This window comes from Protofrankia sp. Cj3 (assembly GCF_917627355.1).
Taxonomy (GTDB): domain Bacteria; phylum Actinomycetota; class Actinomycetes; order Frankiales; family Frankiaceae; genus Protofrankia.
The window spans coordinates 1,251-15,670 of sequence record NZ_CAKJTR010000098.1 but is presented as its reverse complement, the minus strand read 5'-3'; the positions used below and the strand labels follow the sequence as shown (position 1 = coordinate 15,670).

General features: G+C 68.3%; 8 protein-coding genes and 1 pseudogene. 7 read left to right on the top strand and 2 right to left on the bottom strand.

Annotation, left to right across the window (positions count from 1 at the left end):
- The 5 genes and pseudogenes from MJ783_RS14370 to MJ783_RS14350 all read left to right on the top strand — a co-directional run.
- A pseudogene (locus tag MJ783_RS14370) lies at nt 1–432 on the top strand (hypothetical protein); the annotation flags it as partial.
- A gap of 107 nt (nt 433–539) precedes the next feature.
- Complete coding sequence (locus MJ783_RS14365) at nt 540–1,538, top strand: glycoside hydrolase family 26 protein (protein WP_239310944.1); 999 nt, start codon at nt 540–542, stop codon at nt 1,536–1,538.
- Nucleotides 1,539–1,712: 174 nt separating this feature from the next.
- The gene (locus MJ783_RS14360) at nt 1,713–2,900 is read left to right on the top strand and encodes an HpcH/HpaI aldolase/citrate lyase family protein (RefSeq protein ID WP_239310943.1); all 1,188 of its coding nucleotides are present in this window, start codon (nt 1,713–1,715) and stop codon (nt 2,898–2,900) included.
- A gap of 57 nt (nt 2,901–2,957) precedes the next feature.
- Entirely contained in the window at nt 2,958–4,310 is a 1,353-nt protein-coding gene (locus tag MJ783_RS14355; protein WP_239310942.1) for a phosphoribosyltransferase family protein, read from the top strand.
- Nucleotides 4,307–5,440, top strand: a complete 1,134-nt coding sequence (locus tag MJ783_RS14350) for a cysteine protease StiP family protein (RefSeq protein WP_239310941.1) — start codon at nt 4,307–4,309, stop codon at nt 5,438–5,440. The genes MJ783_RS14355 and MJ783_RS14350 overlap by 4 nt, the downstream gene beginning before the upstream one ends.
- 1,019 nt (nt 5,441–6,459) lie before the next feature.
- Here the strand turns inward: MJ783_RS14350 and MJ783_RS14345 are convergent.
- Nucleotides 6,460–6,636 (bottom strand): DUF6104 family protein, encoded by a 177-nt coding sequence (locus MJ783_RS14345; protein WP_239310940.1) that lies wholly within the window; start codon nt 6,634–6,636, stop codon nt 6,460–6,462.
- 43 nt (nt 6,637–6,679) lie between these two features.
- Nucleotides 6,680–10,378, bottom strand: a complete 3,699-nt coding sequence (locus MJ783_RS14340; protein ID WP_239310939.1) for a multifunctional oxoglutarate decarboxylase/oxoglutarate dehydrogenase thiamine pyrophosphate-binding subunit/dihydrolipoyllysine-residue succinyltransferase subunit — start codon at nt 10,376–10,378, stop codon at nt 6,680–6,682.
- A gap of 312 nt (nt 10,379–10,690) precedes the next feature.
- Here MJ783_RS14340 and MJ783_RS14335 point away from each other — a divergent pair, with 312 nt between their 5' ends.
- Together MJ783_RS14335 and MJ783_RS14330 are read left to right on the top strand one after the other, a co-directional pair.
- Complete coding sequence (locus MJ783_RS14335) at nt 10,691–12,736, top strand: hydantoinase/oxoprolinase family protein (RefSeq protein ID WP_239310947.1); 2,046 nt, start codon at nt 10,691–10,693, stop codon at nt 12,734–12,736.
- Between the two features lie 331 nt (nt 12,737–13,067).
- Complete coding sequence (locus MJ783_RS14330; protein ID WP_239310938.1) at nt 13,068–14,420, top strand: acetamidase/formamidase family protein; 1,353 nt, start codon at nt 13,068–13,070, stop codon at nt 14,418–14,420.

Here is a 14,420-nt window from a genome sequence, read left to right as displayed (position 1 = left end):
GAGCCGCACGAGCCGCATGAGCCGCACGACCGTAACGGCTATCACGACCATCACGACCGGGAGATGACGGTCACCTACACCCTGGCCCGGTCTGGCTGGCGCCGCCGCACCCTGCGCGTGCAGATCAGCGCGGACGGGCCGTTGCCGGCGATGGTGCTTGTCGCGCGGCCGGGGACGACCCCACCGCAGGCGAACGAAGATGGGCACCCGCTGGCGCGGGTGTCGGCGGTGCCGGCGACAGCCGCGCGCACGCTCGAGGTCTCGCTCGAGGGCGCGGAGCTTCCCTGGGGGGTACGCCTGTTCCTGAGCTCGCCGGAGAACGCAGCCGCAGCCGCAGCCGCGGCCGCGGCGGTCGGCGGGATACCGGGTGACAGGGCCCCCACTGGGGTGATTCTCCGTCATCCGCCGGACGAAGCCCTGATTGTCAGGTGAATCGCTTGCGCCGTGCCAATGATCATCAAGGCCTCCGGGCGGGTTTTCGTGGGAGCTCTCGAAGAGGTGACCAGCGGGCCCGGTCGCTGCCGATCGGGTGGCGGTGGGTGGCCGCGGGCCTGGTACTGTCCGGCATCGTCGCCGCTGCCGGAGTCCTCGCCATCGGGCCGGCGCTCCGGAATCGCGGTTCACCACCGGTCACCGGCTGGGATACCCGGGGAAGGCTGTCGGGCCTGCCCTGGCTGTCCGGCGTGCACCTGGCGAACGAGCTGGCGCCCTATCTGGCCTTTGGCGCGTGGCGGGACCGGCCGGTCGACGTGGCGCTCGTCTTTACGAGCCGGGACAGGGGGTGGGGCCCGATATCCGAGCCCGACTGGCCGGTGGACGACTTCGCGGCTTTTCCGGGGAAACTGGTCATCAGCCAGCCGACGTTTCCGGAGGGGCAGGGGAGCAATGCCGCGTGCGCCCGCGGCGCTTATGACGAGCACTGGCGGAGATTCGGCTCCTTTCTCACGCGCAAAAACCGGGCTGACTCCATCGTACGGATCGGCTGGGAGTTCAACGGGATGTACATGTACTGGCATGCGGACGCCGACGCCAGGAATTTCACGGAGTGTTTTCGTCGGATCGCCGTTGCCATCCGTTCCGCAAACCCGAAGGTCAGGATTGACTGGACGTTCAATGCCCACAGTTCCCCGGTACCGGCGAGCGGGAATCCATGGGACGCCTACCCCGGTGATGCCTACGTTGACGTCGTCGGTATCGACGCTTACGATCACTACCCGCCGGCGCGGGACGAGGCGGCGTGGCAGCGTCAGTGCGACAGCGTCAACGGTCTCTGCGATCTCATTCGGTTCGCTCGTGCGCATGGCCGGAAAGTCGGCGTGGGTGAGTGGGGTGTCACGTCTTGTGGCGGTGATGCTGGCGGCGACAACCCGTTCTACGTCCGGAAGATGTATGACAGTTTCATGACGAACGCGGACGTGATCGGCTATGAAAGTTACTTTCACGACTCGTCGCCGGACAATGTGTGTTCGACGATCATGTACGGTGGGCGGAACGCTCGGTCGGCCGCTGAGTACAAGCGGCTGTTCGGCAGGTCGTGACGGACCCGGTTGAGTATGTGATCCGGCGGCTGGGTGAAATGCGGTCGTCCGCTGGATGACAGCGGTGGGGAAGTTGCCGGACAGCCATTCCACACGGCCGGCGGGCGATGTACCGTCTGGCAAGCCTGACGGCTGACGGCTGACAAAGGATGACGATGATAGGGGGTTCGCTGGGTGCGTCACTTCGGTTTTCTGGACGCGGACCGGACGGACGCGCTGTTTCACCGGTTGCCTGAGGAGATCCTCCCGGATGGGGACCGCCGGCTTGTGGCAACGGCGCTGGGCGCCACCCTCTACGCCCCGGGCACGCGGCCGACGCTGGCCGCGGATGTCCGTCGGCAGACCGCGGCCGGGGTGACGTCGATGGTGCTCTGCCTGGAGGACGCCATCGCTGACCACGAGGTCGCCGCGGCCGAGGCGAACGTGGTTGCCGCTCTTCGTAACCTGGGGGAAGATCCACCGACCGCTGGCGGCGGGCCGCCGTTGTTGTTCGTCCGGGTCCGCGACACGGAGCAGATACCGCTTCTGGCCGCACGTCTTGATTCCGCCGCGGCCGCGGCGTTCGCCGGATTCGTCCTGCCGAAGTTCAGTCCTGAAAACGGAGAGCCGGCGTTGGCGGCTGTGTCGCGTGCCGCCGAGCGGCTCGGCCGGATGCTCTGGGCGATGCCCGTGCTGGAAAGTCCGGAGGTTATTTTCAGGGAGACTCGCGCGGCGGCGCTGTCGGGGGTCCGGGAGCTCGTCGACAAGCACGCCGATGTCGTGCTGGCGGTCCGCTTGGGCGCCACCGACCTTTGCGGGCTGTTCGGGTTGCGACGGAATCGGGACCTGACCATCTACGACATCGCGGTGGTCCGTGATTGCATCGCGGATATCGTCAACGTGTGTGCCCGTGGCGGCGACCATGTGGTGAGCGGGCCGGTATGGGAATATTTCGCTCAGCCGGAGCGCCTGTTCGTGAGCGCGCTGCGGGTCACGCCATTCGAGGAAGCTGATCTTGTCGATGACAGTGCGGACGGTGCTCGCCTGCGCCTGCGCCTCGTCTCCGCCGATCTTGATCGGCTCATCCGCGAGGTGGTGCTTGACAAGGCGAACGGATTGCTGGGCAAAACCGTGATCCACCCCAGTCATGTGCCTGCCGTGCATGCGCTGCATGTTGCCAGCCACGAAGAGTACGTGGACGCCATAGCGATTCTCGCGGAGGACGCCGGCGGGGTACGGCCGAGTTGCTACGCGAACAAGATGAACGAGCTGGGACCCCATCGGATCTGGGCGCAAGGGGTGCTGCGGCGGGCCCAGGCCTTCGGTGTCCTGCGGGAGGGCCACACGTTCGTCGACGTTCTGGCCGCGACCGGAGTGTCGTGACGTTCCGGTGACACGCGGATTGTCCCGGATGGCAACAGCGGTGAGGGCGGAGGTCGTGTGAGCCTGGCGGATCACCTCGGGCAGTCTTCGAGCGGCCCGAACTGGCTGTGGGACGAGCTGGGGCTCGATATCAGGATCAGAACCGACACGCTGGGCAGGGGCCTGCACGGGCTGGTCGGGCTTGCGTTGCGGCGCAATCCGCTGCGGGCACATCTGCTGGTCAGCCGAGTACTCGGCAAACATCTTCCGGTGCCGCCACGGGAATCGCTGGCGGCTGGTCGGCTGCTGGCGGCCCGGGTCCGCGAGGACTCCGCTGGGCTGGGGGGTGCGCTGATGACGGCTGGGCCACTGGTGGTCGGTTACTGTGAGACGGCAACCTCGCTTGGGCATGCGGTGGCGGACGGCATTGCGGGTTGTGACTATCTGCATACCACTCGTCGGGTGGTACCCGGCGCCACCACCCTGCTCGACTTTGACGAGGCACATTCCCATGCCACCTACCACTGGCTCATGCCGACCGATCCCGAGGTGGTGCGGGCGCCGCGTCCGCTGATCCTGGTGGATGACGAGCTCTCGACCGGCCGGACTGCGCTGGGCACGATTCAGGCGCTGCACGCCTTCGCGCCACGGCCCTCCTACACCGTGGCGACGCTGTTCGACGCCCGGCCGCCGGAGTCCCGGCGTGCGTTCAACGAGCTCGCGGACCGTCTTGGTGTTCCGGTGCGGGTGGTGTCGCTGCTGTCCGGAGAGCTGGTGGTGCCGCACGACGTAGCTCTGCGCGCGCAACGGCTTCGGGCCCGCCATGGCGGTGACCCTGTCGGTGCGGCCGCGCGGGAGCCGTCCACCTGGCGTCATCCGGTCCGCTCCGTACGGCCTGACTGGCCGGCCGAGCTTCCCGACGGTGCGCGCCACGGTTGGTCGCAGGCGGACCGGGCACTGCTCGAGGCGGTCGTGCCGGCGGTCGCCCGGGAGATTGCGGCGGTGCTGACCGAGCCGTCCGGACGCGTTCTGCTGCTTGGCACGGAAGAGCTCATGTACACACCGTTGCGAATCGGGGCCGCGCTCGATGAAATTATCTCGGGCGCGGTGCTTTACCACTCGACAACGCGTTCGCCGGTCTACCCGATCGACGCCGAAGGCTGTGCGATCCGCTGCGCGCTGACGTTCCCGGCGCCGGACGACCCCACCCGGATGAGTCATGTCTACAACGTCCGGCCGGGCCTGTACGACGACATCGTGGTCGTGGTCGATTCGGTCGCCAACGGCGGGCTGGCGGAGGCCGACGTCGCCGGGATGGTCGGGATGCTGCGTCGGTGCGCGCCGGTGACCGTGGTCACGATTCCGGCCCGAGGCCCGGACAGGCGTCCGATGACCTGGCCGACCGGGCGTGTGGCAGGGGGAGCGAGTTGAGCGAGGGTACGGTCCTGGGAGCCATTCCGGGCACGGTGGGTTCGGGGTCCTACGATCCCGCGGATGTGGTCTTTCTGCTGAAGGATCTCAGTGACATCCCGCTGGAGCGCCCCGCTGAAGACCGTGAGGAGGATTTCTCCAAGGGACGTCACTACGCTGAGGATCTGCCTGTCGAGTACGAACCCTCGGATTCCTATCTTGCTCTTTTCGAGGATGCCCTCACGCGGTCGGCGGAACGGGTCGCCACCGCGGTCGGTATAGCCACCGAGCTTGTGCTTGCAAGCAAGGATAAGCCGGTTATTGTATCGCTCGCGCGGGCCGGCACGCCCGCCGGAATCCTCATGCGGCGTTGGGCCCGGTGGAAGCACGGGCTCGAGCTGCCGCACTACTCGGTCTCCATTATCAAGGACCGGGGGCTTGACGAGAACGCGTTGCGGTGGATCCTGGACCGCCATGCCCCCCATGCGCTCCAGTTCGTCGATGGCTGGACGGGCAAAGGCGCTATCTTGAAGGTTCTGCAGGCTGCGGCGGGGCAGTTCGGCGTGGACAGCTCCATGGCGGTGCTCTCGGATCCGGGCCACTGCACGTCGGTTTACGGCACCCGGGACGACTTCCTCATCCCGCACAGCTGTCTGAACTCCACGGTCAGCGGCCTGGTGAGCAGAACCGTGCTGAATTCCGCACTGATCGGTCCGGCTGACTTCCACGGGGCGAAGTACTATCGGCACCTGGCTGACCGGGATTATTCCCGCCGGTACGTCGACACCGTTATGGCGGCCTTTCCCGCCGCGTCGGACGCGGTCGCGCATGGGCTGCGCCAAGCGGAGGACCGTACCCCGACCTGGGCCGGCTGGCGCGCGGTCGAAATGCTGGCGAAGGATTATGGAATCACGAACATCGGCCTTGTCAAGCCGGGGGTCGGTGAGACGACAAGGGTGCTGTTGCGACGGGTGCCCTGGAAAGTCGTTGTCGCACCCGGCCGGTTGGCGGAACTGGCTCATATCCTCTCGCTTTGTGCGGCCAAAGGGGTGGCGGTGGAGGAAAGGGCGGAGCTGCCGTACTCCTGTGTCGGGATCATCCGGCCGACCGACGGCCGGCCTGACCGGGCGTTGTTCAACGTGCCGTCCTGACATCCGATGGGTACCGATCCGTGGACACGTTCCAGGTCGCTCAGTATTTTCGTGATCAAATTCCGTTGTCTGATCGGCCCGCGGGCTCGGGTGACATCGCGCAGTTCCGCGACGGTGGTCAGGCGTTGGTGTACAGCGGCGGCGAGGACGGCATGGGAAACCTGTGGCCGCGCCGCCCAGTCGGCCATATCGACAACGGAACGGGCCAGCCGGGTCCGCGGCGGATACGGTCGCGGACACACGTCCGCGGGGCCGAGCTGAGCGCTGTGGCGAATGACGACGCCGGGGCGGGGGCCCGGCCGTCGCCCCGGCGGTACAAGAACGGTGACGCTCTCCTCGTCAAAGCCGTGCAGGCCCCCCAGGGCCGCCGCGCAGGCACCGCCGAGCACAGCTCCGGGGCCGATGGACTCGAGCGCGCACCACAACAACTGCATACGGGTGAGCGGCCCGGGGCGTGTCACGAGCACCCCGGGCAGGGGCCGCTGCCATCGGCCGGATCTGACCCGCCATCGAATCGCTGACCGGGTCGTCCCGGCCGCGACAGCGGCGCGGATCGAGATGACGCCACACTGGTGGTCGGCTGTCTTCTGCCAGGAGCGCTGACCGGGGTCCGGGGCCATGCCCACGAGCCTCGCCGATTGGTCCGCCGAACGGAACGCCACCCGGCGAGCTGTGGAAAAGTGGCGGCGGGCTTCCCCGGATGTGGACGGACGGCTCATCTCCTGCGCTGCCGAGTGCCATCGGTACTGGTCAGCCCTTGTATATCCCGATGATCAATAAAATGATCGCGATCGCAAACGCACGCTAAGAGCGCCCGGCAATAGGGGACGCGGCGGGCGGGGCCAGGGCACGCACCTCGCGTCATCGCTCCCCGTCCATCGCTGCGCGATGCACGGGTACCCCGGCTCGTCGGTCGCCACCCACCACCTCCGGTGGCTGCCTCCGCCGCCTCACGATGCACGCACCCCAGCCCCGCTCCTTTAAGCGGCGCGAGCCGGACAGCTGGCTTCTGAAACGCCCTAGCTGTCCGGGTCGTCGAGACGGGCCAGATAGGTGGCCAGTTCCTCGACCGCGTCCTCGTACTGGGGATGCAGGTCGACGAACGCACGCAACTCGTCAGCGAGCCAGTCGAGCGTCACGGTCTCCTCCCCGCGACGCGCCGACAGCTCCTCAATACCCCTGTCGGTGAAGTACACCGTCAGCTCCGGTTTCCAAGTCCCAGCCTCGTTTCGGGCGTTCTTACGCGGTGAACGCAGCCTCGATCAGCGCTTTCTGTTCCTTCTCGTGCACGGAGGAGGAGCCGGACGCCGGAGCGGCCGACGCCTTACGTGATACCCGGCGCACCCGCAGCCCCGCCGGCAAGGCATCGGGCAGGTGGATGGCCATGTGCGGGTAGGCGCCCTGATTGGCCGGCTCCTCCTGCACCCAGACCACGTCGGCGAGGTTCGGGTAGGTGCTCAGGACCTCCCCGAGCTCCGCGACCGGCGTGGGGTAGAGCTGCTCGATCCGGACGAGCGCGGTATCGGTGATCTTTTTGCTGGTCTGCTCGGCCAGGAGGTCGTAATAGACCTTTCCGCCCGACAGCAGTACTCTCCGGACGTTGCTCCGGTTGTCGATCTTTGTGTCGTCGATTACCGGACGCCATGATCCTGTTGTCAGGTCTTCGACCGTCGAGGTCGCGGCCTTCAGCCGCAGCATCGACTTGGGAGTGAACACCACCAGCGGGCGTCGCACCGGTGAGAGCGCCTGCCGGCGCAGCAGGTGGAAGTAACTTGCCGGGCTCGACGGAGCGGACACCAGCATGTTGTTCTCGGCGCACAGCGACAGGAAGCGTTCGATGCGGGCGGAGGAGTGGTCCGGGCCCTGCCCCTCGTAGCCGTGCGGGAGCAGAAGGCCGACCGAGTTGCGCTGGCCCCACTTGGCCTCGCCCGCCGCGATGAACTCATCGATGATCGACTGTGCCCCGTTCGCGAAGTCGCCAAACTGGGCTTCCCACAGCACGAGCGCTTCCGGGCGAGCCACCGAGTAGCCGTACTCGAAGCCCATCGCCGCGAACTCGCTCAGCAGCGAGTCGTGGACGTAGAAGGTGCCGGCGCCCTCCTCGGCCTCCAACGACTTCAGCGGGCAGTAGTCCTCGCCACTGTGCCGGTCGACCAGAACGGCGTGCCGCTGGCCGAAGGTACCGCGCCGGCTGTCCTGCCCGGCAAGGCGGATAGGCCGGCCGTCGAGCAGGACCGAGCCGAAGGCGATGGTCTCGGCGCACGCCCAGTCGATCGTCCCAGTCGCGATCATCTGTGCCCGGCGCTCGAGCTGCGGGCGCAGCCGCGGATGAACGGTGAATCCGGCCGGCAGGGCGGTCTGGGTATCTATGATCATCTTGATGGCGTCCAGCGACACGGCGGTGGACACGGCGGCAGCCGCCGCGGCCTCCGCTGGAGTCGTCACCAGCCGAGGCCCGTGAGCTGGGCGTTGGCTGGTGTCACGGGTCTCGGCGAACGCCTTCTCCAGCTGTACCGAGTAGCTCTTCATGGCCTGCTCGGCCTCGGCCAGCGTGATGTCACCACGGCCGATCAGCGCTTCGGTGTAGAGCTTACGGACCGACCGCTTCGTGGCGATCGTGTCGTACATCAGCGGCTGGGTGAACGACGGCTCGTCCATCTCGTTGTGCCCGCGCCGCCGGTAGCACACCATGTCGATGACGACGTCCTTGTGGAACGCCTGCCGGTACTCGAAGGCCAGCCGCGCGACTCGTACACACGCCTCGGGGTCGTCCCCGTTCACATGGAAGATGGGGGCCTGCACCATCCGGGCGACGTCGGTCGCGTATACCGACGACCGGCTGGCGATCGGTGACGTGGTGAACCCGACCTGGTTGTTGATGACGACGTGCACGGTCCCGCCGGTGCGGTACCCACGCAGCTGCGAGAGGTTCAACGTCTCGGCGACCACGCCCTGGCCGGCGAAGGCGGCGTCCCCGTGGACGAGCACCGGCAGCACCGTGAAGCCCTCGGGACCCTTGTTGAGCATGTCCTGCTTGGCCCGGGTGACACCTTCCAGCACCGGGTCGACCGCCTCCAGATGGGACGGGTTGGACACCAGCGAGATCGGCACCTGGCGACCGTCCGGGCTGGTGTAGATGCCCTCCGCGCCGAGGTGGTACTTGACGTCGCCCGAACCGTGCGCCGTCTGCGGGTCGACGTAGCCCTCGAACTCGGCGAAGATCTGCCGGTAGGACTTGCCGACGATGTTCGCCAGCACGTTCAGCCGGCCGCGGTGCGCCATTCCGAGGGTGACCTCGTCCATGCCCGCTTCAGCGGCCCGCTGGAGTACCTCGTCGAGCAGGGGGATGGCCGACTCCGCGCCTTCGAGCGAGAATCGCCGCTGGCCCACGTATTTGGTCTGCAGGAACGACTCGAACGCCTCGGCCGCGCCGAGCCGCTCCAGGACGTGCAGCTGCTCGGCCGGGTCGGGGCGCTCGGCGGCCCGTTCGACCCGCTGCTGGATCCAGACCCGCTCGTCGGGCTCCTGGATGTGCATGTACTCGATACCGACCCGGCGGCAGTAGGAGTCCCGCAGGACACCAAGAATGTCGCGTAGCGTCATCCGGCGGTGGCCGGCGAAGCCGTCGACGGGAAACTCGCGGTCGAGGTCCCACAGGGTCAGGCCATGGCTGATGATGTCGAGGTCAGGGTGGCTGCGGATGGCGAACTCAAGGGGGTTCGTGTCGGCCATCAGGTGTCCGCGCACCCGGTAGGCATGGATCAGTTCGAGTACCCGGGTACCGTGGTCAAGATCGCCATCGTGGGACGAGGTGATATCGGTGACCCAGCGCACCGGTTCGTACGGTATGCGCAGCGAGCGGAAGATCTCCTCGTAGAAACCGTCCTCGCCGAGCAGGAGCTGGTGCATCCGGCGCAGGTATTCGCCGGACTGCGCACCCTGAATGATCCGGTGGTCATAGGTGCTGGTCAACGTGATGATTTTTGAGACTGCCAGCTTCGACAGGGTTTCGGTGGACGCCCCCTGGAACTCGGCCGGGTACTCCATGGCGCCGACGCCGATGATTGTTCCCTGCCCCTGCATCAGGCGCGGGACCGAGTGCACGGTGCCGATGCCACCGGGGTTGGTCAGGGTGATCGTCACATCGGTGAAGTCGTCGGCGGTGAGCTTGTTCGTGCGGGCACGCCGGACGAGGTCTTCGTAGGTGAGCCAGAACTGGCTGAAATCCATGGCCTGGGCCTGCTTGACCGCGGCAACCACCAGCTGCCGGGAGGTTCCCTTGATCAGGTCGATGGCGAGCCCGAGGTTGACGTGCTCCGGCTCGACGAGGGTCGGCTTGCCGGCGATCTCAGCGTACGAGTGATTCATGGCCGGCGCCGTCTCGAGCGCCTTGACCATCGCATACCCGATCAGATGGGTGAACGAGACCTTGCCGCCACGGGACCGAGCCAGGTGCCGGTTGATGACGATCCGGTTGTCCGCGAGCAGCTTGGCCGGGACCGCGCGTACCGACGTCGCCGTCGGGACGTGCAGGGACGTCTCCATGTTGGCGGCTACCCGGGCGGCGGCACCGCGCAGCGGCGACGTGGGGACGCCGTTCGTCGGGACTGGCACGGCCTGCCCGGATGCCGGTGGCCGGGCAGGCGTGGCCGCAGCCGCGGCCGCGGCCGTGTTGATCACCGTGCCGCGCGGCTGGTCGGTGGGGGTGGCGTCCAGTTGGCCTGGCCGTGGCACGGAACCAGCTATGACAACAGGGGGGACGGGCTCGGCCGTACCCGGCTGCCCGTTCACCTCGCCCGGTTGATAGTCGGAGAGGAACTCGCGCCACTCCGGCGAAACACTCTCAGGGTCCGCGAGATACTGCTGGTAGATCTCAAATACCAGCCACTCGTTGGGGCCGAAGTCGGGTCCGGACTCGGGTACCGTCGGTGCTGTCACGGGGGCGTTCCCCTCTATCTACCCTCTGTTATGGCCCGCCGCGCGGGCCCTTCCGTTGTCGTGTGCTCAGGCTACTCGCAGGCCTTACTTGATCTGTCCGAACGCTGTGACCAGTGAGACAGGCCACGGGCATGGTAAGTGTGCCAAATATGTGGCAGGGACCGTCCTTGCCGCGGGTATCCGCAGGCTACGGGTGGGTGCGCAGGCCTCGCGAGGGGCGGTTGCGCAGACCCCGCGAGCGAGCTCCGCGAGCAGGCGCTGAGACGGGCGCGAAGACACGTTCGTCACCGTGCGAGTATTCCCCGTGTGGCGATGTGGCTCGGGGTCGATGTGGGTGGGACCTTCACCGACCTGGTCGCTGTCGATGACGGCGGCCGGCTGGTTTCCGCGAAGGTGCCGTCGGTGCCCGCCGACCCATCCGTGGGGGTGCTCGGTGCCGTCCGCGGGGCAGGTCTGGCCACCGAGCCTGGGACGGTCGAGCGGTTCGCCCACGGCACCACGGTCGCCACCAACGCGTTGCTGGAGCGGCGGGGTGCGCGGACCGCTCTGGTGACCACGCGGGGGTTCGCCGACATCATCGAGATCGGCCGGCAGAACCGACCGGCTCTCTACGATCTCACCCGCCATCACCCGCCGGCGCTGGTGCCGCGCGAGCTCCGTTACACCGTCGTGGAGCGTACCGGTCCCGCCGGTGTGGTCGTGGCGTTGGACCCCGAGGCTCCGCGGCAGGTCGCCACCGCCCTCGCGGCTATTGACGGTCTTCAGGCCGTGGCCGTGTGCCTGCTGTTCTCCTTTCTCCATCCCGAGCACGAGCGCCAGGTCGCCGATGCGCTGCGGAGCGGCCTGCCGGGGGTCACCGTGGTGGCTTCGCACGAGGTTCTCCCGCAGTTCCGGGAGTACGAGCGGTTCGCCACCACCGTCGCCGACGCCTACCTGACGCCGAAGCTGTCGGCTTACCTGCGGGCGCTCGCCCGCCGGTGCGTGGCCGCTGGGCTGCCGGTGCCCCTGGTCATGCAGTCCTCCGGGGGTGTGGTGGATCTTGAGACCGCGGCCGGGCACGCCGCCGCCTGTGTGCTCTCGGGGCCGGCCGCTGGCGTGGTCGGTGCCGCGTACGTCGCGGGCCTGTCGGGCGTGACCGATCTGCTCACCTTCGACATGGGCGGAACGTCCACCGATGTCGCGCCGGTACTGGGGGGACGTGCGCAGACCACCGGCGAGTCGGTGCTGGCCGGTGTACCGATCACCTTGCCCACGGTCGACGTGCACTCGGTGAGCGCCGGCGGCGGGTCGGTGGCGTGGGTGGATTCCGGCGGTGCCCTGCGGGTCGGGCCACGCTCGGCCGGTGCTGATCCCGGCCCGGCCTGCTACGGCCGCGGGGGCGTGGAGCCGACGGTCACCGACGCGGACCTGGTGCTCGGCTATCTGGCTGACGGCGCGAATCTCGGCGGCGAGGTCGTCCTGTCCCGGGCGTCCGCGCAGAAGGCGTTGGCAGGCCTTGGCACGGCGGTGGGAGCGGCGGTGGGGACACCGGGGACGGCGGCCCTGTCGGCGGTGTCCGCGGCGGCCGGCGTGGTGGCGGTCGCCGACGCGGAGATGGTCCGGGCACTGCGGGTGGTCTCGGTGGAACGCGGGCTGGATCCGCGGGAACTGACCCTGGTGGCCTTCGGCGGAGCCGGTGGGACCCATGCCTGCGCGCTGGCCGAGGAACTGGGGATGCGCCGGGTGCTGGTACCGCTGGCCTGCGGCGTGCTTTCCGCGCTGGGTCTTGCGCTCGGCGGCGTCCGCCGGGACTACCTGCGCGCGTTGCGCGGCCCTCTCACCGAGGTTGACCTGACCGCCGCTTTCGCCGAGCTCACCCGGACCGTCCAGGCTGCGGTGGGTACGGCGGACGCCGCCGCGCTCACGGTGGAGCGTCAGGTCGACTGCCGGTACACCGGCCAGTCGCATGAGCTGACGATCGTGGCCGCGTCCGCCTGCGGGTTGACAGAGTCCAGCGGTGCGGTTTCCGCCAGCCGGGTGCAGGCGGGGTTCGAGGCCGAGCACATGCGCAGGTACGGGCATGTGGCACCGGATCGGGAGGTGGAAGTGGTGGCCGTCCGCATGGTGGCGGCACTGCCGGGCCGGCGTCCCCGGCTGACCGCGCCGGCCGCCGATCCCGCCGCGGTGCGTGGCCGGCGCTCTGTTCACCTGGACGGTTCCTGGCAGGAGGTGGATGTCGTGCCCCGCGCGGCGCTGGGACCGGGTGACGGTGTCACGGGGCCGGCGGTCATCGAGTTCGTCGAGGCGAACTGCCTGGTGCGCTCCGGCTGGACCGCCGAGGTCGACGCGGTCGGCTCGCTGCTGCTCACCCGTCCCTGAAGGCCGGCCTGGCGGGCGCGCGCCGGTCGACGGGGCCGGGTGCCGGGTGCCATGGGTGGCATGGGTGGGCACTGGGGCATGGGTAGGCAGCGATGCTTGAAGGGGTATCGATACCTGAAGGGGGATGCATAGGACTGCAACATGTCAGAAACAGATGTGTCATGTTTCACTGCGAATCTGACGCCCGTGCCACGTGATGACCAGATCGCAGGTCGGGGCTCCTTGTCGGGAAGCCGTCCCGGCCCGGTGGCTGAGGCGGTCGGCCGTCACGAACGGGTCTGTCGTCCGGGGCGCCGCGGGTGGCCGCGGGCGTCGCGGTGGTAGCGCTGTAGTGGCGCTGCAACCGGGCAAGGGAAAAGTAGACGGAAAACACTATCTCCCGTCCACCCCTGAGACAGTCATGTGGGGTCAGGTGCCGACCGCTGAGACACGGCCGGTGCTGAGCGTGGAGTCCGGTGCCACGGTGACGGTCGACACGGTCAGCCAGGAGGGGATCCTCGACGATCAGGGGCGTGACCCGGACGCCTTCTTCGCGCGGTTCGGCGTGTCGACATCCGAGGTCCTCGATGACGCTCGCATGATTGCCGCTTCGGGAATTCCGCATCGGTTCGGTGTGGACGGTCCGCATGTGGTGACCGGACCGGTGTACGTCCGCGGTGCTGACCCCGGCGACCTGCTGCGGGTGGATGTGGTTTCGCTGCACCCGCGGGCCAGGTACGGCGTGGTGTCGATCCGTCATGGCGCGGGACTGCTCGCCGGGGAGTTTCCCGAGAACGCTCCTCCCGGTCCCGCCGCGACCGCCCGTAACTGGACGGCGTTCCGGACAGCGAGCAGCTTCTGTGCCGTCGAACGGCGCCGGGGCCGGCTCTTCGCCACGCTGGGCGGAGCTGAGGGCCGGAAGGTGCGTTTTCCGCTGTCACCGTTCATGGGAATCATGTCGGTCGCGATCAACGGTGCCGGGCCGCTTCGTTCGACCTCGGTCGGAACGTACGGGGGCGCTCTTGACTGCGGTGAACTCGGTGCCGGTGCCCGGTTGTTTCTCCCGGTAGAGGTTCCCGGCGCATTGTTTGCCGTTGGTGACCCACATTATTCCCTGGGTGCGGGAAAGGCCGCCGCGGTCGCGCTGGAGGGGCCGCTGCGGGCGACCTTCCGGCTGACCGTCCTGAAGGCAGCCGCGGCCGAGGCTGTTCTTGGTGCGCTGCGCGAACCTTTTGTCGAGACCGACACCCATTGGATTACGCTGGGGGCACACGCCGATCTCGCGCATGCCGTCCGCCGGGCGACCCGGTCGGCTTTGCTTTTTCTGTCCACCCGTCTTGGGATGGACCGGGCCGACGCCCTCGCCTATCTGTCCGCGGCGGCTGATCTCGGTATCAGCCGCGCGGCCGGCGAGTTCCAGACGGTGTACTGCCGGATGCGCCGGGCGGACTTTGGTGAGCCGGCCGTCGCCAAACCTCGGCTGGTACGCCCCGCGTTCGCCCGGGCGCTCCCTGCCGCGGACCGCGCTGAGGAAGCCTCCGGCCGCTCCTCGGAGTCCGCCGGTACCGGCGACGCGACTGAGCCCAGGGACGGATCGGAGCCGGCGCAAGCGGTCGTCCCCGATGAGCCGTCGGGCGTGTCCGGCGCAGGGAGCCAGCCGGGCGATCGTGTGGACGGCGGTACTGGGGACGATCCGCCCGGGTAG

Coding starts and splice junctions, on each gene's coding strand:
- MJ783_RS14335 (WP_239310947.1), top strand. CDS start 10,691: ATGTGGCTCGGGGTCGATGTGGGTGGGACCTTCACCGACCTGGTCGCT.